This is a genomic window from Planobacterium oryzisoli (assembly GCF_015354315.1).
GTDB lineage: Bacteria > Bacteroidota > Bacteroidia > Flavobacteriales > Weeksellaceae > Planobacterium_A > Planobacterium_A oryzisoli.
The window spans coordinates 169596-188674 of sequence record NZ_JADKYY010000004.1; the positions used below are offsets into that span (position 1 = coordinate 169596).

The following is a 19079-nucleotide window of genomic DNA, read 5'->3' on the forward strand; positions in this document are numbered from 1 at the left end:
TATGGAACAGACGAAAAGGTCAACGTTTAAGCTGCTTTCTACCTAAAGAAAAACGAGCCAAAGAAGAACGGAGCGGTTGCTATCATGGGGCGTATTACCGTTGACGGAAAGCCCGCATCATTCAGCACCAAGCTGGAAATTCACCCTGACAATTGGGATTTGAAGTATGGCCGTGTTTTGGGTAAGAGCAGCGTTGCTCTTACTGTTAACGCCAAGTTGGACAAAATACGGACACGTATCGACAAGATTTACGAGGACATGATGAAAGACGAGGGTTTTGCCACCGCTGATAAGGTAAAGCTCACGTTTCTCGGTGTTGGCGTGATGGATGAAGCCGACATTTATACAAAATTCTCCAAAGTTTGTTATTACTTTTACAGTAAAAGAATGAGATGAAATTGTTAATAATCGAAGACGAACCGGATTTGCTGGAAAGTATTCTACAATATCTCACACAAGAGGACTTTCGTTGTGAAGGAGTAGCTACGTTCTATGAAGGATTGCAACGAATAGAGTCCTTTGAGTACGACTGTGTAATTCTGGATATTAACCTGCCGGATGGCAATGGACTTAAACTTTTAAAACTTCTTCGGGAGGAAAGAAAACAGGATGGCGTAATCATTATTTCTGCCCGTAATTCCCTGGACGATAAAATTGAGGGATTATCCCTTGGTGCCGATGATTATGTGACAAAGCCTTTTCATCTCTCTGAACTAAACGCGCGGGTTAGGGCGCTAATTCGCAGAAAATATAGTAATGGAGCTAATCTGCTTGAAATACGCAACTTACAGGTTGATCTCGCCTCCCGCCTGGTAACCTGCAACCAGCAACGCTTATCGCTTACAAGGAGCGAGTTTGACCTGTTGGCTTACCTGCTGAACAACGCAAACCGTGTAGTAAGCAGACAGGCCATAGCCGAGCATATATACGGAAACCGTACCGACAGTATGCCTTCGTTTGATTTTGTGTACTCCCAGATAAAAAACCTAAAACGTAAACTGAAAGAATGCGGTTGTGATGAACTCATACAAACAATTTATGGATTAGGATATAAGATTTCGATATGAGCAAACCTCTTTTACAGCGCAATACCAATGTCCTCCTGATATGGCTGCCCATTATCCTGCTGGTCAGTTCAGGAATATTTTATATTATTTTGAAGAAACATGCACACCATGCCGAAGAAAAATACCTGTTACTTAAGCAGCAAAATGTTTGGGGAAGATTTATTGCTACGTCCGGCGCTCTGGAAAAGCATATTGCGGGGGAATACGATATTTCAGAAAGTGATGCATCAGCCCCCGCCATAGTCAATGTCCCAAGTGATACTGTTATTTTCTATCCTGCGGAAGGGAAAAATCTTCCGTTTAAGGTATTGACCAACCGATATCAATGGAATGATCAGTCTTATCTTGTGTCTACCTATATTTCCTCGACCGAAACCACCCACCTGATCATTAAGGTATTTGCTTCCGAAGCAGTAATTCTACTGGTATTATTGATTGCAATCATGGTTGTGAGCAGGAAGAGTTCAGCAAGACTATGGCGACCATTCTTTTTAAGCATAAGTTCTGCTGAAAATTTTGATATTGCCCGGAACAGCCATTTTCAACTTCCCGAGGAAACCGGAACCACAGAATTTGACAGGCTTAATAGCACACTTAATAAATTAGTCAAAAATGTAAATAAGGCCTACTACAATCAAAAGCAATTTGTCGAAAATGCATCCCACGAAATCCAAACCCCTCTCGCGATTATCCGTGCCAAAATCGAATTACTCATTAACCAGCCGGATATTAAGGAGGAGGAAGCGTTATTGTTGGGCGACATAGCTAATGCTACAAACCGTCTTAGCGAAATGAACAGGATATTACTGTTACTTGCCAAAATAGAAAATAGCCAGTTTCCCGATAGGGAAAACATAAGCATAAACAATGTTGTCCGTAAAATATTGGACGACTGTTCAGAATACGTAGATAACTGTCCACGGATAAAAAGTAACATGGAGGAAGAGATTACCGTAACAGCTAATCTACTATTAATAGAAATCCTGATTTCCAATCTCATCAATAATGCCATCGTCCATAATAATAACAAAAAGGAAATCGCCGTAATCATCAACGACGGTAAACTCATAATTGAAAATACGGGAGACCCTTTGTTTGTAGATCCGGAGGTACTGTTCGAGCGATTCAGGAAAAATACCCATCAAAAACAGACTACAGGTTTAGGACTGGCTTTGGTCAGGCAAATTAGCCAACTATACCAATATAATATAGAGTACAACTACAAAAATGGCTGGCATATAGTAGAAGTATGTTTTAGGTGACAACCCCTTCAGGTCATCTCCAAAATATCTCCAAAATCGGTTTATAGCTTTGTATCAAATTGAGGATATCGAAAATTGATACATAAGATGTTGTACACCATTGTTAAAAAGAAATGCCTGCCGGTTTTAATAGGAGCCTTTTCTATATTTCAGGCATCGGCACAGAAGAATTGAAAGCTGACATTCGGGTAATACCGTCAGTCGCTAAATAAATTAGAGTATTAAACAAATATAATAGAATCATGAAAAAATCAATCAGTTTTTTAAGGGTGCTTACATTCTCGGCTGTTGTCGCTGTTGCTGGCAGCAATAACGTGAGCGCACAATCAAAGGGTCAAACCCAGATGATGCATAATACTGTGAGGGGAAAGCTCGATATAGCCAAAATAGAGTCTATATTGGGCATGAAAGGTGTTGAGAAAAATGGGGAATTTAAAATAACCGTGCCACAAAATGATCTGGATATAAGGGTTGATAGCTTTAAGATTATCCCTCCTATGGGACTTGGCACCTGGATAGCATTTACGCCCACCAGTGATGGTGCAATGATAATGGGGGATATTGTGGTCACAGAGACAGATTTGAAACCTGTCCAGCGTGAGGCAATTAAACAGGGGCTTACCATTACTGCCATACATAATCATTTCGTGAGAAATCACCCAAATGTCATGTATATGCATATAGGCGGAAGTGGCAGTACTGAGCAAATGGCATCCAAGGCGAAGGCGGTACTTGACAAAGTGAAACAAATACGTGGTGGAGATCCGTCAAAAGGTTCATTTGCCCACAGAGTTGTTGAAAACACAATAGATATCAAAAAACTGGACAACATATTAGGAATAAAAGGCGAAATGTCCAAAGGGGTATATAAATACACTATTGGTCGTCCGGATGCACCTATTACGGAACATGGTATCTCTATTTCCACATTTTTTGGATATAATACATGGATCGCAATTCAAGGGACTAACGAGAAAGCTGCGATCGCGGGAGATTTTGCCATGCTTGAGGACGAAGTAGCACCGGTCATTAAGGCACTGATTGAAAATGGCATCGAAGTGGTAGCAGTTCATAACCACATGGTACAGGAAAAACCACACGTCTTCTTTTTGCATTATTGGGCAGTAGGAAATGCGGAGGAACTTGTCAAATCTTTGAAACTTGCGCTTGACAAGACGGGTAAGGGACAAATGGAGATGAAACACTAAAAACACATTTATTAAGCTAAAGTGTGCAGATATTATTGTCCTACCAAAATAATATAACTCTATTTGAAATTCCTGCGGCATTCTTTGTTTTGAGAATGAGTCTTGATGTCACTATTGGAACGACGTTATTCTGGATTGCAATTTTTCAGGTGCGAAAGTATGTATACTTGAGCGTCGGTTACCTTTGGACAACAGTAATATGGCAGCAACACCGTTAACAAGAGTGGTTGCAATCTCTTTTAAAGCCTTTAAAGCCTTGTAAAAGCAATTTAACAAGGCTTTATTCAATTCATCATTAATTCTGTAAGGGATGCCTTGTGATATGGTAAAGCTCAGTATTACTCATCTTAGATCAATGTAGATCAAGCATTCGGCACATTGTCGTTAACTCATATGGTAATGGATAATACTTATATCATTTTCTCAGCCTGTGTGGGTGCAGTATTCTGGAATTTCCAAAAATAATCGGATGGACAAATTTTTCAATCAAACATTACAAAAGCTGGAAACGGCAATCAACGACATAGAGATTGAAACACCTTGTTCAATTGAAAGGATTGAAGCTGTTATTCACCTTATTATTGACTGTTTGCTCGAAATAAAGGAATATGTGCTGGAAAATGGATTTAAGAATGTTGCTGAAGAAATTCGCTTTTTCAAATATCAGAAACCAGTAATCGTAGCAAAACTCATCTATTACAACGAAATCTATAAAATCGAGACAAAAAAACCAAACGCAACGAAATCTATAAGGAAGTACCTTAATGCTGAATTAAAGAAACTTAAAAAATTCTTTGATAATAATCTTGAATTTTACAGGTATTATCGTACCAATAATTCGTTTATTGATGACAAGCTGTTTGTGAGAGGAAAATATGATATAAAGTTGAGTTTAGACACAGTTTATTTTGAAACTGACCATCGGTTTTCTACGTCCCATGATTATAAAGCAGCAAAGGTTATTGCCAACGACCTGATACAAATCTATATCGAAGACCAACTGTATTGTTGCAGCACCCAGATAGATAAAGCAGTAGAGATACACCAATTAAAGTGGACGGGCAGTAAAGCCTCTATGATTGAGCTGATTTATGCCCTGCACTATCAGGGTGTCTTTGATAACGGCAATGGGGATATAAGGGTAATAGCGAAATATTTTGAAGGTTTTTTAATACGGAATTGGGCAATTTTTACCAAACGTATTTATAGTTGAGAAACCGAAAGATGAGCCGTGCCAAATTCCTTGATTCGCTCCGTGAGGGGCTTAAGTCAGGTAAGATTTTTTTGACCAGAGATGTAAAAACGGCAAGTGGAACCCCTTAAAAAAGAATGTACGACTGAGACACAAAAAAGCGGATAAACTCAATAGATTTTTTTATATTTGCTACTGATTTACAAGGAAATTGAGTGAAGATGAATGCAGTAAGCACCATTACTAAATCGTTACCTACAACGATAGCCCACCTCGTAAACTACTCATTATAAGCTGTTTTTGGCTTTTCCGTTATTTTTAATAAAAAAAAGTGCGGTATATTTTCATTCCTAAGAATAATATACTATTTTTGCCAACGCTAATAAAGAGAGGTGCTCGAGTGGTTGAAGAGGCCAGCCTGGAAAGTTGGTATACGGGTAACCGTATCGAGGGTTCGAATCCCTTCCTCTCTGCGAAGTAAGAAAACAAAACTTACCAGAACCCTTTAAAACGTTGTGTTTAAAGGGTTTTTTCATTTTTTAGGAGTTACAAAAAACACCGAAGAATTACATATTCGAACACCGTAATTCAGTGAGTAGTAAGTCCGACACCGACGTGCTCATCGAAAATCGCCGGAAACGTCCTGTTTATCGTGATCTACACTTTTTGAACATCTTGCGAGCCCTAAGATTCCAAATTAATTATAAGAAGCAAGTTTCCGCGCCTTAAATGTTTTGCTCATTTACTTCTAATTTTGTGGTGATCTCGTAACATTTGGACATAAAAAAACCTCCTGATTATGGACAGGATGAACCCCAAATGATTTCACAACTTCTGCCACTTGGGTGACTTAGACTTTTCCGTTGTGTCGTGTCACGACTTTAATATAATTTAAAAGCAATTCACAACAATCCACCTTAAATAGTATCTAAAACTTGTCTTGTGTCGTGTCACGAATTTAATAAAACTTGAAAGCAGTTCACAAAGACCTAAGGATCCTTTGTATATTATTTTTGTTATAGATGCTTTATCAAATTTATAAATGTGTATTTAATCGCACTTTTCTGTTTTTTATTTCCAGTGAGCCGTGTATCTTTGTCCAAAAGTGCAGTATATTAGGCTATTGAGTTTAATCGAGTCTATCAAAGAACGACGAAAAATTCTGGATGTCACTCAGGAAACGCTCTCGGAAATATCTGGGGTTAGCTTGCGCACGCTGAAACAGTTTGAAAGCGGAAAAGGAAATCCCACTTTACAAACGCTTCAGAAACTTTGTGACGCACTCGGTTTAGAAATAAAACTGGAAACTAAAAAACCTGAATGATGCGCGCTGCAAATGTTTTTTTATAAGGGAGAATTAGCCGGAGTTTTGACACAAAATAATGACGGCAGTTTTTACTTCACATATGATGAAAAATGGCTTTCAGATCCTTCAAAAACGTCTATAAGCTTGACATTCCCTAAAAGTGAAATTGCATTTTCAACAGATTCACTGTTCCCGTTTTTCTATCATCTTTTGCCTGAGTGAACAAGTTGGTCTTCCGTTTGCATTCTGGGGGCAAATTAAGCTAAAGAGCACGTTGGAAAGACGCTCTTGAAGTAGTTGTGAAATGGGAAATAGTAAATAATTGAGGAATGCCTAAGTAATGAATTACCTAGTTAAGAACAGAAAATTAGAATTAAAGTATGTACCTGGCAATGGTGCCTGGACTTACCACCTGGTTATTCCAAATACTAAGAATCTGGTAGGAAAGTGGGGTTCACTGAAAGTAGCGGGCACTATTGACAACTACCCAATCGAAAGCTTGAATCTTGCTAAAATAGGAGAAGGAGATAAACTAATATCGATCAATGGGAAGATTAGGAAAGCAATCCAGAAAAAGGGTGGAGACAGCGTTACGGTGAGTTTGTATCTGTTGCACCAGGAGAAACAGTGGACAAAGGAAGATATTATAGAATCCTTTCACGCTTTAGGCGTTATCGAAGCGTTCCTGCAGTTATCCCGGGACGAGCAGCAGGATATCACACAGGACATACTAAGTCAGAAATCCCAAGAATTACAGTTAAAAAAACTTACTTCCTATGTAGATTCTCTTACCGCGAAACGCGGTGATTAAAAATCCACCAAGGGCTAAACTCTCATCTTTTTGTATAATCCGCCTCTTTTCAGCACCACCTAAAAGTAGAGTTTCTCGGTGTCCTATAGTGAAGTGCGCTGTGCAGTGTTTCGTTGTTGTACTTCCATATCCATATTCTGAATAATTTCTCATCTGCACAAGAGATGGGTTGATGATTAATTTTTTACCCAGGCCTTTAATACAGTGTGCAATACCTTCTGGATTATTATTCCTAAATGCTGTTCATCATCCCTTTACGTTCTATTTGCAAAGGCCTTATTATTCCAAACATGCATAAATGTAAGCAACGTCATTATTCTTGTCCCTTGGCGTTACAACCAAATTTGTAAGATCTACATTATTATTTTTCTGATTTTCCCTTTAAACTGCAGTTGAATTAAATAGTTTATCTAAAATTCCTATCAGCCAAAGCTCCTACGCGCCTGCGATGGTGATGCCGGTAGCTTGTTGTGTTTTGTTACCAAAATTCCCAACATCTTCTACTAACTCGCTTCCTACAAGAACATCAATAATTAATGTCGCAATCATACATTGGCAATTTGATCGGCATTATTTACAATAAAACGGCTCGCGTTAGCTGCTGAATATTTGTCTGGATAATGTTGGAAAAAGAATTATTTGACTTCAATAATCTGAAAATGTTTTTCCCAAAACAATTTCATGATTTTAAATTGTACTACTTTGACCGTAACATTTGAGGTTCGTGTTTTTTTGACATTTGTCAAAGGAATCTTTCTCCAGCGGTCGGAAATTTGCACGTTCAATTTTACAAACAAACATAAATGAAAACTATTCACAAATTCCTTATGGGCGCAGCTTTTTCGTTGCCTCTCACGCTTTATGCGCAGCAGGCACCTACGCTGCAGGAACTCATCAGCCGTGCGCTGCAGAATAATGAAACGCTGAACCAGCAGGTTTTAGAAAATAAGTATACGAAACTCGACGACGAAAAACTGAATGATGTGTTTCTTCCAAAAGTGGAGATTACGGGGAAAACCGGTTATATGTACACTTCCGCGCATATTAATTCACCGGAAATAAAAGTTCCGGCAGTTCCCCCGGTTTTTATGGGAGCAGTGGTACCTGAAGGACAGCTGAGCAATAATCTCAATATTTCCGGTCTTTCTGCCTCGGCAAAAGCAGAAGCAAGTATGGTGATCTATTCCGGCGGAAAGGTAAAATATCTGAAAGAAGCCAACCGCGAGAAAAATCTTTCGGAAGAAGTGATGATGCAGAAAACCAAGGATGACGTCATTAGCGAAATTTCCAAAGCGTACGACCAATTGGCGCTGGTTTACGAATCCAAAAAAGTTCTGAATCAGTCCAAAAAACGTTTGGAAATCAATAAAAAAACTGCCGACAAAGCTTTGGGTTATGGTTTGATTACGCCTTACGACCATAAAAAAATAGAACTTGCACAGGCCACTTTGGATTCCAAAATGGTGGAATATGAAGGCAAAAAGGAGCTTTTGGTCACTCAGATCCATCTGTTGACAGGCATTGAAAGAGAGCGCATTGCCCTGATTGAACACGACCTTCAGCCGATAAACTACGAAGTTCTGAACGAAACCGTAGAAAACAGGGCAGAGGTGAAAGCGCTTCAGCATGGTATGAACGCGACAGATTTTAAAATTAAAGCCGAAGAGAGATGGTGGGTTCCGAAAGTTCAGGCACAGACTTCGCTGTCGTATTTCGGACTTTACAACAACCACATTACAACCTCGGATGAAATTTTTCCCGGCACCGGAAAAAAACTCGATTTGCATCCCAGTGCCATAAACGTATTTCCCATGTTTACCGCAGGAATTGGCTTTAAATGGGAGGTTTTCGACGGTAATGAAGGTAAACACGCCATTGAAAAAGCCAAAATTGATAAAGAAATTCTAGAGAGTAAACAGAAAGACGCGATTAAAAAATTGAACTTGAACCTCGCCAACAATCAAACCAATTACAACATCGCGAACGCTCAGATCAAACTGAAAGAAAAGGCAAGACAGATCGCAGCAAAAGGTTTGGAACAGGTGGAAAAGGAATTCAGATACGGCACTAAAACCTCCGCGGCACTTATCGACGCAGAAACGGATTTACAGAATGCCGAACTGGAGCTGCAGACCGCGATTTTCAATGAGAGAGTTTCCGCCATTGAACTGATGAAATCTACACAAAACCTAAATCCTGAAAGTCTTTAATTAATTAAAAAATTAAAAAACAAGCAAACGAAATGAAATCTACATCATCAAAAATACTTTCTGTTCTTACACTTTTAACTTTAGTCAATTGCAGCCAAAAGCCCGCAGAACGTACCATTGAAGGCAAGACGAGAAAAGACCTCGTCACTTTTTCACCAAAAGTAACCGGGCGAATCCTGGAAATTTATGTGGAAGAAGGGCAAACCGTAAAAGCCGGGGATACGCTTGCAAAACTTGATGTACCTGAGGTTTCTGCAAAAATAGCACAGGCAAAGGGTGCAACTTCCGCAGCCAAAGCACAGGCTCAAATGGCAAGGAACGGTGCTACAGCGGACCAAATGAGGCAGTTGAAAGCCAAGCAAAAGGGGCTTCAGGAGCAGTACCAGTACGCGCAGAAAGCCTACAACAGGGCAAGAAATATGTACCGCGATAGCTTGCTTTCGCCACAAAATTATGATGAAGCCTTTGCGAAATATCAGGGCGCTAAAGCACAGTTGGATGCTGCAAATGCCGAAGTCCACGACGTTCAGATCGGTACGCGCTACGAAAAAATAGAAATGGCGGAAGGGCAGGCCAATCAGGCGATGGGTGCACTGCAGGAAGCGAATGTGGCTTATTCCGAAAGATATGTGATCGCTACAAATGATATGGAAATAGAAACAGTTTCTTTGAACAAAGGCGAACTCGCGACTGCCGGTTTTGCACTTTTTTCAGGCTACATTCCGGATACGACTTATTTTAGATTTACCGTTCCGGAAAGTAAAATTTCAGCTTATCAAAAAGGGAAAATCGTAAAAATGGTCGTTAATTACAACCAAAAAGAAATTACCGGGCGCATTGTTTCAATCAAACAACTGGCAAAATACGCCGATATTACGACGGCTTTTCCGGATTATAATCCTGAAGATGCGGTTTATGAGATTAAAGTAATTCCAGATAATCGGGCCCAGTTGGGTAATATTCTGGTGAACTCCAATGTGGTTTTAAAATAAGTGACGGAATTTTTATTCTATTAAAAATGAAACAGTTAACATATTTACTGAGTAGAGAATTTCGGCTCTTTTTTACCAATAAAACCATGCTTTCGGTGTTTTTTATGGCACCGGCATTCTACGCATTGCTCATTGGGTTCACGTATGAAAAAGGGAAGGTGGAAAATATTCCGGTAATCCTCATCAACCACGATAAAACACCGCTTTCCGACCAGGTAACCCAAATGTTTGAGGACAATCACACCATAAAAGTCCTGAATTATATCGATGAGCCGGCTCCCCTGAAAGATGAGGTAATCAAAACCGAAGCGGCCGCGGTTGTCATCATCCCGGAGCGATTTGAAGCGCTGATGCTGCAGAAAAAGTATCCGGAAATTACGGTTTACGTCAATACCTCCAATGTTCTCACCGCGAATTTTGCTACGAAAGCGATTCAGCAGATCCTGGGAACATTTTCGGCAGGGGCAGAGATCAAGGCGCTGCAGAAAAGAGGCATGAATGCAGAAATTGCGAAAACGCAGTACGAACCGTTTAAAGCCAATTACATCACGCTGTTCAACACTACGAGCAATTACCTGATTTTTATGTGGCCCGCGATGATGGCGGTGGTACTGCAGCAGGTGATTTTGATGGCAATGGCCGTGACTTTTGCTGAGGAGTTCAAGCGCGACAGTTTTAAACGTGACTTTGCCGGTAAACACAAATATGCAGTTTTGGTGATGGCGATAAAATGCCTTCCGGTATGGATTTTTGCCAATTTCAACATCCTGTTTTTCTACCTGTGCAGCCTTTATTTTAAAATTCCGTCACCGGTGAATGTGCCCAACTTTTTCCTGCTGACCGCAATTTTCGTAGTGGCATCAACCAATTTGGGCGTGCTGTTCAGTATTTTGGTTCCTGACGCGCTGAAGGCCACACAATATTTGATGGTGATTGCTTCTCCGGCGTTCATTGTAAGTGGATTTACGTGGCCAACATCGGCGATGCCTCAGTTTGTGCAGTATTTCAATTCCATTATTCCGTTAACGCCTTATCTCGAGGCATTGAAAATAATGATTGTGGAGCGCGGTTCGGATTATTTAACTCAAAAATACTTCATCCATCTGTTGATCCTGGCGTTAGTGTATTTTGTATTAGGCTGGATAGCGCTTAAAATTAAAATCAGTACACTCTACAAAAAATACCATATTTCAGAAGATGATGAAAGCGATGATTTTGATGAAATTACAGCATCAGAAAATAACCTCAAAGAAAACGGCTCAACACCGCAAGTAGTATAAAGTTTTCATTTCTTTATAGTTTGTTTGTTCGTCCGGGAAGTAATTTCCGGGCGTTTTTTTTGATAAATGTCAATGCCAAATTTCAAAAGAAGCCGGAACTTTGCGTTAACAAACAACAGGACAATGAAAAAGAACTTTTTACTGCTGTTGATTTTCCTTTCGGGGTTTTTCTTCTCGCAGGAATATACGTCGGATATTTTGGGAAACGGTTTTGAGCAGAAAACATTGAATTTTCCCAATGATTACGAAGGAAAAGTTACCGCAACTATCATTCGCAAAAAAGCGGAAAGACCCACCCATAAAGCAGTGTTGTATATTCACGGGTTTAACGATTATTTTTTTCAGGCGGAAATGGCTGAAAAATTCAATGAAAAGGGATTTAACTTTTATGCTTTGGATTTAAGAAAATACGGGCGTTCATATTTACCCCATCAAACTTTCAATAATGTCAGAAATCTGGACGAATACAATGCCGAAATCGATGAAGCTTTAAAAATCATTGCTGCTGAAAATCATAACAAAATTCTTTTGGCAGGGCACTCAACCGGCGGCTTGATTACGACACGGTATATGAAATATCACACTGAAAATCCCAATATTGCCGGACTTTGGGTGAACAGTCCGTTTTATGATTTCAATATGGGGTTTCTGGTAAAAAAAATTGGGGTCCCCGTCATCAGTGGTCTGGGAAAACACCATCCTGACACGAAAATTGGCGGTGGATTTTCCACTTTATACGGTGAAAGCTTGCATAAAAATTTCAAGGGCGAATGGAATTATGATTTAAAACTTAAACCCAATGCAAACGGGAAAGTGAATTTTGGCTTTATCCGAGCTATTCACCGCGCACAGAAAGACATCCGCAACGCAGAACTCAAGGTTCCGGTATTGGTGATGCATTCTGAAAAATCGGGCTATCCAAGAGTTTGGAATGAGGAAGTGACTTCCACTGATATCATCCTGAACGTGAATGATATTCATAAAAATGCTGAAAATTTTAAGGGGAATGTCACGATAATTCCTGTAAAAGGCGGCATTCACGATTTGGTACTTTCCAAAAAACCGGTGCGCAAAAAAGTGTATGACGAACTTTTCACTTGGCTACAAAAGAATGATTTTTAATGTTCAGTTTGTGAATAATGCCTCATTTTTAGGGCATTATTTTTATTTTTGTACAAATTGAATCCTGATGACTTTTCCCGAAATGCTTGCCACATACATCACCATCGACGATGATATCCGCAGTTTTCTAAACACCCAGACCGAAAAAATTTCTGTGCAAAAGGGAACCGTTATCAGCGACCAAAACACTTTAAACCGCACGGTGTATTTTGTAGAAAAAGGGCTTCTGCGCTCGTTTTATTTTGAAAAAGGAAAAGATATCACCACCAATTTTTACCCCGAAAACAGCATTCTCGCCAATAAAGATACCATTTTTGAGAAAATTCCGGCAAGGCATTCCATTGAAGCCATAGAAGACAGTGAGATTGTCTTTTTTCGTTACTCTAAAATGGAAGAACTCTGCGAAACTTCCCTAACCATTGCCAATTTCAGCCGCCGTGTTTTGGGACTTCTGATGACGAATATGGAAAGGCGCATCAATTCCTTGCAGTATATGACGGCAAAGGAAAAATATATTCAGCTTTTAGAAGATAATTCTGATATCCTTTTGCGTGCTCCGCTTGGGATGATAGCTTCTTATCTTGGCATATCTCAGGAAACTTTGAGTAGGATCAGAAGTGAAGTTTAGAAAAGTTATCAAAGTACAGACAGAGATACTGCTTGAGTGGCAGTGTGAAAAATAATTGTACATTTTGTAAAGATTTTATTCTTCAGGCGGGTAAAGGAATAAGCATTCACAAAAAAAGAGACTTTTTTTCAAAATCTCTGCTGATAGTCAAACTGAAAGGTTCCAAAAGCTTACAGGACTTGCTTTCAACAGGAGCCTCATGTTGGGTTTGCAAGTGCATGGAAACTCTGGTTATCAGCAGTTGGTCTTTTTCTTCTCATGATCCGCTTTTGATACTCTTTTTATATAAGCACATCATTAGAAATCGATAAGGAAACATTTCAGGATTAATGCTGTTCACATAGCGCAGCTTCAACCTTTCATAAAATGATACAAAAAAATGGAGCTGGGGAAATGCCTTGCTCCATTTAACTGAATGAATAACTTGTGTTCGACTGCTTACTTTACTGCTAGTAGATCTACCATTTCAAGTACAGGTTCTTTAGCAAGTAATTCAGAAGCGTTGGCCATTAAAGCCTTTGCAATCTCACCATTTAAGTGAGACTCTCTTGCATCTGTAGTTTCGAACGTATCGAATATACCAAAAGTAGAAGGGCCGATTTGTAAAGCATACCATCTTACAGTTCCTGGCTCACCTTCGGCAAGCGGCAAGGCGGACTTCAGGAATTCCAATACGTCATTTTCTTTACCTGGTTTTGCTTCTACTCTTGCTAATATTGCAAACTTTTCCATAATTTAAAATTTTTAATGTTATAAAGAGTGTTGTTACACTCTTTATAACAAACATAAGTTTTTGTAATCAAACCAGAAATACAAAAGATGTTAAATATCATTATGTATAACATCGCAGGTCAGTATCAATTTGTTCAGCCACGGAGTATTTTTTACGATCCCTCGGATAGGTTAAAGTCCTTTGTAAAGTTACATAACAAGATGGATGAAAACGACCCGCAAAAAAACAGAACTTTCTACAAGTCTCTTCCATTTTTTTAAAAACTTTTTAGGGTAAAATATATAATGCTGAATAACCTTATGTTCAGCAACACTTTCGTTAATGGACTTCCATGCATCAACCGAAGTTTTTTACCGAGGCTATTGATAAAAACTTTATAATGCTATTTCTTATGATAATCTCCGGCTAAGCTTGCACCCCCACCACAAAAGTAATTTAATGCGAATCTATCTTCAAATTTGGAAGTAAATACTTCAGCTGTATTTTCCTTAAATAAAATAGTTATCGTCCCTTTTAAATCTTTATTGATGGTTTTTAAATCAACATCAATCTGATTATTCACTAACTTTCCTTTTCCTTCAAACTTACACCCTTTCGCAGCACCCGTAAATGAAATTTTTACTGAGTAAATACTGTCGTTTTCAGATGTCAATGTCAGGATTTCGTTGTATCCTTTCTCACTGGTGTTGCTATGATACGTACCATTCAACTGGGCCGGCGTATATGCTTTTATTTGTTTAAAAATATAATTTTTGGCTAATTCTCCGCTTACTTCTTTCTTATCAGCATTGAGTCTTACCAAGGTTTTATTGGGTTTTACCAAATAATATTCTGTGGGCGAATTTGCGATGGATAGTTCAATAATATCATCATTCTTTGTCCAGGTACCATACTCGTTCTCAGAAGTACCATCGCTGTCTAAATACGAGGTGCTTTTAACCGCTTTGTTGTCTTTTTGAAAGGTAATATAGTTTTCGATTCCCATACAATCTGCGCAAGGCAATGTTGCCGTGTAGATTCCTGTCGAAAAATCATTATTTTGCTTTGCCTCTGTTTTTGTCTGCTCTTTATTGCCATCATCTGCGGTCGATTTGCTGTCGCTGCAAGAAATAAAAAAGGTGGTCAGTGCTGCTAAGGATAAGAATTTAAATGAGTTCATTGAGATTAATTTAAAATTTTTGATGATCTAATTAATGAATTTAAAAGACCAAATAAGGCATTGCGGAGTATTAAAATGGAAGAATTTAAAGTAATTTATTTCTGAGATAAGATCAAAATTTCCATCGAAAAACCACTGTTATGGTTGCAGGTGATTTCCGATATTGCCAAAAATAACCAGCTGAACTTTAGCCGGCTTCTCTACCCGGACAACTTAGTAAGGATCAATTAAATGAGGCTACAACTCACTTACAAAAAAGAGACCAATCTAGAGGTCTCTTCAGTATTTTCAAAAATTGTTTAGTATGAACCCAGAATGTTGAAAACTTCCGTTCAATAGTGGACTGTCTCTGCGTTTTTATTATTTATTTTGATTCGATGATTTTCAATTCGCTGTTGGCCTTGAAAGACCAAAGGAACTCTGGTTATTTGGAAAAAGAAAAAAAGATCGCTTTCTTGATAGCTAGTAACTTTGAGCATGTACCCCTACAGCTCTACCGGAAGGATCCTGCATTGTTTTAAAACTCTCGTCCCATTCCAGTGCTGCTGGAGAAGAGCAGGCCACCGAAGCTTGTGAAGGTACCGTCTTTGCTGCTGCATCGCTTGGAAAATGCGATTCAAATAGAACTCGGTACCGGTATTCTTCTTTGCTTTTAGGAGGGTTTATAGGGAACCTCTCTCCGGCCCTGGAAAATAATTCATCGCTTATCTGTTTCTCGGCTTCCGCCTTTAGAGAATCGATCCAGAGGTACCCCACGCCGTCGCTGAATTGCTCTTTTTGTCTCCAGGCAATTTCCTGTGGAAGTAGATCTTCAAAAGCTTTTCTTAAGGCATATTTTTCAATTTTTCCATTCTTAGAATCAATGAGTTTTGCGTGGGTATTCAAAGACATGGCCACGTCGATAAATTCCTTGTCCAGAAACGGGACTCTGCCTTCCACGCCCCATGCCATGAGCGCTTTATTGGCCCTGAGACAATCGTAGAGATGCAGTTGCTCTAATTTACGAACCGTTTCCATATGAAAATCCTTTGCACTTGGAGCTTTATGAAAATAGAGGTATCCTCCGAAAAGCTCGTCTGAGCCTTCGCCGGATAGTACCATCTTGATACCCATGGATTTAATTACGCGTCCCAGTAGGTACATCGGAGTGGCTGCACGTACGGTGGTGACATCGTAGGTTTCCAGCTGATAGATGACATCACTGATGGCATCAAGACCTTGCTGCACGGTAAAATGGATTTCGTGATGAACCGATCCGATATGATCAGCCATTTTCTGGGCGGCTTTAAGGTCGGGAGATCCTTGGAGTCCCACTGCAAAACTGTGAAGCCGAGGGTACCATGCTTCCTGCGTATCGCCACTTTCCACGCGGCTTCTGGCGTATTTGGCCGCCAAAGCAGATGTTATGGATGAATCCAACCCTCCAGAAAGCAACACACCGTAGGGTACATCGGTCATTAGTTGCCTGTGGACCGCGCTTTCCAGTGCGTCGCGAAGTACTCCGTGGTCCGCAGCATTATTCTCCACGTTTTCATATGAAATCCATGGTCTTTTGTACCACTTTTGTGGAGCTAGATCTGGGGCGTAGAGGTAGTGCCCGGGAGGGAACGTCTCCATGCGTTCGCAAATGCCTTCCAGAGCCTTTAACTCGGAGGCAACATAGTATTGTCCCATTGAATCCCACCCGTGGTAGAGGGGGCAAATTCCCATATGGTCACGGCCAATTAAATAGCGGTCCTTTTTAATATCGTACAGACTGAAGGCAAATATTCCGTTCAGCATGTCCAGGAAAGAATCCCCGTATTTTTGATACAAAGGAAGGAGTACCTCACAGTCGCTCTGTGTCTGAAATGCATACTCCGGGAATTCCGCCCGTAGTTCCTTGTGGTTATAAATTTCACCATTGATGGCAAGAACGACCAGGCCGTCTGCGCTGTACAGCGGTTGACCTCCTGAGCTGGGATCCACAATGGAAAGGCGCTCATGGGCCATAAGAGCTTTGGAATGCTGAAAGATACCGCTCCAGTCCGGGCCGCGGTGACGAATTTTCTTTGCCATGGCTAAGACCTGTTCCCGGATTTCCTCCGGAGTTTGTACTATGTTAAATACGCTTACTATACCGCACATATATTGAAATTTTAGTTAAAATAATAATGCAATACTCCAACATTAATACCTAAAAAGAAAGTATAAAACATTAATTGCTTAATTTTATACTTAAATTATCTGTTAAAACGAAATAAGTTAATCGAAAGGGGTGTTAAGAGCCAGATTTGTGAAAATTTTTCACAAATAAGAAAGCAGCCATGTGGGCTGCTTGGATGTTTTCTAATAAAAACCCATACTAGGCACTGTCTCTTTCTATGAGTGCCATGTAAAACCCGTCGTACCCTTCGCTAGGCATGATGTGCTCTTCTTTGAGAAGGGTAAATCCAGGGGTGTTCGCTAAAAAAATTGCTACCTGCTGGGAATTTTCTGAAGGAAGTATAGAGCAGGTGGCATAAATCATTTTACCACCTTTTTTGAGCATTTTACTATAATCGCTAAGGATCTGCTGCTGCTCTGTCTTTATGCGGTCAATGAAATCCTGATCGATCTTCCACTTGGAATCGGGATTTCTTTTAAGAACGCCAAGGCCTGAGCAGGGTGCATCGATTAAAAGCCGGTCGGCCTTCTCGTGCAGCCTTTTGATTACTTTATTGTCGGAGATCATACGGGTCTCAATGTTGTGCGCTCCGGCACGTTTGGCCCGGCGCTTGAGCTCGGCGAGTTTCCATTCGTAGATGTCCAGGGCGATGATTTGTCCCTTGTTTTGCATAAGGGCAGCCAGGTGCAGCGTCTTTCCTCCTGCACCGGCGCATGCGTCTACTACGCGCATTCCTTCCTTAACATCCAGCAGCTCCCCAATCCGCTGGGAACTGGCGTCCTGCACCTCAAAAAGGCCTTCTTTAAAGGCGGAAGTTAGAAATACATTTTTCTTCTCCTCAAGTTGTACCGCACTGGGATATCCTTGGACTGTAAAGCTCTCAACATCTTCCTGTTTAAGTTCTTGTACTAATGATTTTGCAGTAGTCTTAAGTGTATTGGCACGAAGTACGGTAGGAGCCTGCTGGTTTAAGGCAGCCATCTCCTGTTCCCATTTTTCTCCCAGTTCTTTTTCTAAAGTGGAAGCCAGCCATTCGGGAACGGAATGTTCGATGGCTTTATTTGGAACCGTATTTTTTTCCAGTTTCTTCAGTACGTCACCAATTTTAATGCCGTCAAATTCTTCAAATTTCTTGTACCGGCTCTTACTCCACAAAAGGTAGGTGAGAATAAGTTTGTACACGTTGGAAGGCTTTACCCCTTCACCCATATAGTATTCGAGCCGCTTTTTCCAACGGATTATGTTATAGAAAATCTCTGATACAACAGCGCGGTCTTGGCTGCCCCATTTACGGTGAGCTTTTAGAAGCCTTTCTATAACTTTATCTGCGTACTTGTTTTTTTCAAAAAAGGTTTCCTGTAAGGCATCGTGTATTCCTATAAGGAGATTTCGGTGAATTAATTCCATGCCGCAAAAATACAGATTTTCAGGCAGATTGCATTCATGCGGTTTGTATATAGCCTTTAGAGCCAGTAGGTACGGTTTTGCCACTGGTTCAAGACAAGTATTAATCGTATCTTTACACAAACGATTTTATTATGAGCGATGCTGTGATCTGTCCTAAGTGCCAGAGTGAATTTACTTATGCCCAAGACCATCTTATGGTGTGTTCGCAATGTTTTAATGAATGGGATCCTAGTGAGGTGGAAAATTTGGACCAGGTGCTGGATATGAACGGCAATGTGCTTACCGACGGAGATTCGGTAGTAGTAGGGAAAGATTTACCAGTGAAAGGTATGCCCAAACCAGTGAAAGCAGGAACCAAGGTAAAGAACATTCGACTGCGCCCTGGAAGCGACCATAATATAGACTGTAAAATCGAGGGTTTTGGTTCAATGGCTCTGAAAAGTGAATTCGTCAAGAAGGCATAAACTGCAGTGTAACCAATATATAAAAAATAAGGAAAGATTTGGACAGGGTTCCAATTCCAGAACTTCATTGCACAAGTGCTAATTTCAGTTCT

Annotated in this window: 17 protein-coding genes, 1 tRNA gene and 1 pseudogene; 15 read left to right on the plus strand and 4 right to left on the minus strand. The window is 40.1% G+C overall.

Features of this window, described 5'->3' with window-relative positions:
- Position 1: 1 nt before the first annotated feature.
- The 14 genes and pseudogenes from IC612_RS04710 to IC612_RS04775 all read left to right on the plus strand — a co-directional run.
- Positions 2-360: pseudogene (locus tag IC612_RS04710) on the plus strand (Arm DNA-binding domain-containing protein); the annotation flags it as partial.
- A 32-nt stretch (positions 361-392) separates the two neighbouring features.
- The gene (locus IC612_RS04715; RefSeq protein WP_194739017.1) at positions 393-1067 is read left to right on the plus strand and encodes a response regulator transcription factor; all 675 of its coding nucleotides are present in this window, start codon (positions 393-395) and stop codon (positions 1065-1067) included.
- Positions 1064-2329 (plus strand): sensor histidine kinase, encoded by a 1266-nt coding sequence (locus IC612_RS04720; protein ID WP_194739018.1) that lies wholly within the window; start codon positions 1064-1066, stop codon positions 2327-2329. Before IC612_RS04715 ends, IC612_RS04720 begins: the two co-directional genes overlap by 4 nt.
- Before the next feature lie 242 nt (positions 2330-2571).
- Positions 2572-3537 carry a DUF1259 domain-containing protein gene (locus IC612_RS04725; RefSeq protein ID WP_194739019.1) on the plus strand — a complete coding sequence of 322 codons (966 nt, stop codon included), beginning with the start codon at positions 2572-2574 and terminating at the stop codon, positions 3535-3537.
- A 469-nt stretch (positions 3538-4006) separates the two neighbouring features.
- Complete coding sequence (locus IC612_RS04730) at positions 4007-4750, plus strand: RteC domain-containing protein (RefSeq protein WP_456107182.1); 744 nt, start codon at positions 4007-4009, stop codon at positions 4748-4750.
- A gap of 365 nt (positions 4751-5115) precedes the next feature.
- Positions 5116-5202: transfer RNA gene (locus IC612_RS04735), tRNA-Ser, on the plus strand.
- Between the two features lie 650 nt (positions 5203-5852).
- Complete coding sequence (locus IC612_RS04740) at positions 5853-6053, plus strand: helix-turn-helix domain-containing protein (protein ID WP_228512876.1); 201 nt, start codon at positions 5853-5855, stop codon at positions 6051-6053.
- A gap of 12 nt (positions 6054-6065) precedes the next feature.
- Complete coding sequence (locus IC612_RS04745; protein ID WP_194739020.1) at positions 6066-6257, plus strand: HipA N-terminal domain-containing protein; 192 nt, start codon at positions 6066-6068, stop codon at positions 6255-6257.
- Positions 6258-6375: 118 nt separating this feature from the next.
- Positions 6376-6846, plus strand: a complete 471-nt coding sequence (locus tag IC612_RS04750; RefSeq protein WP_194739021.1) for a DUF1905 domain-containing protein — start codon at positions 6376-6378, stop codon at positions 6844-6846.
- An 803-nt stretch (positions 6847-7649) separates the two neighbouring features.
- Positions 7650-9056, plus strand: a complete 1407-nt coding sequence (locus IC612_RS04755) for a TolC family protein (RefSeq protein WP_194739022.1) — start codon at positions 7650-7652, stop codon at positions 9054-9056.
- A gap of 32 nt (positions 9057-9088) precedes the next feature.
- Positions 9089-10048, plus strand: coding sequence for an HlyD family secretion protein (locus IC612_RS04760; protein ID WP_194739023.1), 960 nt, complete (start codon positions 9089-9091; stop codon positions 10046-10048).
- A gap of 26 nt (positions 10049-10074) precedes the next feature.
- Positions 10075-11328: an ABC transporter permease gene (locus tag IC612_RS04765; protein WP_194739024.1), complete on the plus strand. Its 1254-nt coding sequence runs from the start codon at positions 10075-10077 to the stop codon at positions 11326-11328.
- A 123-nt stretch (positions 11329-11451) separates the two neighbouring features.
- Positions 11452-12450 (plus strand): alpha/beta hydrolase, encoded by a 999-nt coding sequence (locus IC612_RS04770; RefSeq protein WP_194739025.1) that lies wholly within the window; start codon positions 11452-11454, stop codon positions 12448-12450.
- A gap of 67 nt (positions 12451-12517) precedes the next feature.
- Positions 12518-13078: a Crp/Fnr family transcriptional regulator gene (locus tag IC612_RS04775; RefSeq protein WP_194739026.1), complete on the plus strand. Its 561-nt coding sequence runs from the start codon at positions 12518-12520 to the stop codon at positions 13076-13078.
- A gap of 438 nt (positions 13079-13516) precedes the next feature.
- On the opposite strand, the gene IC612_RS04780 is transcribed toward IC612_RS04775, so the two are convergent.
- The 4 genes from IC612_RS04780 to IC612_RS04795 all read right to left on the minus strand — a co-directional run bounded on the left by IC612_RS04780 (position 13517) and on the right by IC612_RS04795 (position 18523).
- Entirely contained in the window at positions 13517-13810 is a 294-nt protein-coding gene (locus IC612_RS04780; RefSeq protein WP_194739027.1) for a putative quinol monooxygenase, read from the minus strand.
- A gap of 383 nt (positions 13811-14193) precedes the next feature.
- Positions 14194-14970: a copper resistance protein NlpE gene (locus IC612_RS04785; protein ID WP_194739028.1), complete on the minus strand. Its 777-nt coding sequence runs from the start codon at positions 14968-14970 to the stop codon at positions 14194-14196.
- A 462-nt stretch (positions 14971-15432) separates the two neighbouring features.
- Positions 15433-17097 (minus strand): asparagine synthase B, encoded by a 1665-nt coding sequence (gene asnB, locus IC612_RS04790; RefSeq protein ID WP_194739029.1) that lies wholly within the window; start codon positions 17095-17097, stop codon positions 15433-15435.
- Between the two features lie 217 nt (positions 17098-17314).
- The gene (locus IC612_RS04795) at positions 17315-18523 is read right to left on the minus strand and encodes an RsmB/NOP family class I SAM-dependent RNA methyltransferase (RefSeq protein ID WP_194739030.1); all 1209 of its coding nucleotides are present in this window, start codon (positions 18521-18523) and stop codon (positions 17315-17317) included.
- 131 nt (positions 18524-18654) lie between these two features.
- On the opposite strand from IC612_RS04795, the gene IC612_RS04800 reads away from it, so the two are divergent.
- Positions 18655-18987 (plus strand): zinc ribbon domain-containing protein YjdM, encoded by a 333-nt coding sequence (locus IC612_RS04800; protein ID WP_194739031.1) that lies wholly within the window; start codon positions 18655-18657, stop codon positions 18985-18987.
- Positions 18988-19079: the final 92 nt, after the last annotated feature.

Coding starts and splice junctions, on each gene's coding strand:
- IC612_RS04760 (WP_194739023.1), top strand. CDS start 9,089: ATGAAATCTACATCATCAAAAATACTTTCTGTTCTTACACTTTTAACT.
- IC612_RS04755 (WP_194739022.1), top strand. CDS start 7,650: ATGAAAACTATTCACAAATTCCTTATGGGCGCAGCTTTTTCGTTGCCT.
- IC612_RS04785 (WP_194739028.1), bottom strand. CDS start 14,970: ATGAACTCATTTAAATTCTTATCCTTAGCAGCACTGACCACCTTTTTT.
- IC612_RS04780 (WP_194739027.1), bottom strand. CDS start 13,810: ATGGAAAAGTTTGCAATATTAGCAAGAGTAGAAGCAAAACCAGGTAAA.
- IC612_RS04720 (WP_194739018.1), top strand. CDS start 1,064: ATGAGCAAACCTCTTTTACAGCGCAATACCAATGTCCTCCTGATATGG.
- IC612_RS04750 (WP_194739021.1), top strand. CDS start 6,376: ATGAATTACCTAGTTAAGAACAGAAAATTAGAATTAAAGTATGTACCT.
- IC612_RS04800 (WP_194739031.1), top strand. CDS start 18,655: ATGAGCGATGCTGTGATCTGTCCTAAGTGCCAGAGTGAATTTACTTAT.
- IC612_RS04715 (WP_194739017.1), top strand. CDS start 393: ATGAAATTGTTAATAATCGAAGACGAACCGGATTTGCTGGAAAGTATT.
- IC612_RS04770 (WP_194739025.1), top strand. CDS start 11,452: ATGAAAAAGAACTTTTTACTGCTGTTGATTTTCCTTTCGGGGTTTTTC.
- asnB (WP_194739029.1), bottom strand. CDS start 17,097: ATGTGCGGTATAGTAAGCGTATTTAACATAGTACAAACTCCGGAGGAA.
- IC612_RS04745 (WP_194739020.1), top strand. CDS start 6,066: ATGTTTTTTTATAAGGGAGAATTAGCCGGAGTTTTGACACAAAATAAT.
- IC612_RS04730 (WP_456107182.1), top strand. CDS start 4,007: ATGGACAAATTTTTCAATCAAACATTACAAAAGCTGGAAACGGCAATC.
- IC612_RS04725 (WP_194739019.1), top strand. CDS start 2,572: ATGAAAAAATCAATCAGTTTTTTAAGGGTGCTTACATTCTCGGCTGTT.
- IC612_RS04765 (WP_194739024.1), top strand. CDS start 10,075: ATGAAACAGTTAACATATTTACTGAGTAGAGAATTTCGGCTCTTTTTT.
- IC612_RS04795 (WP_194739030.1), bottom strand. CDS start 18,523: ATGGAATTAATTCACCGAAATCTCCTTATAGGAATACACGATGCCTTA.
- IC612_RS04775 (WP_194739026.1), top strand. CDS start 12,518: ATGACTTTTCCCGAAATGCTTGCCACATACATCACCATCGACGATGAT.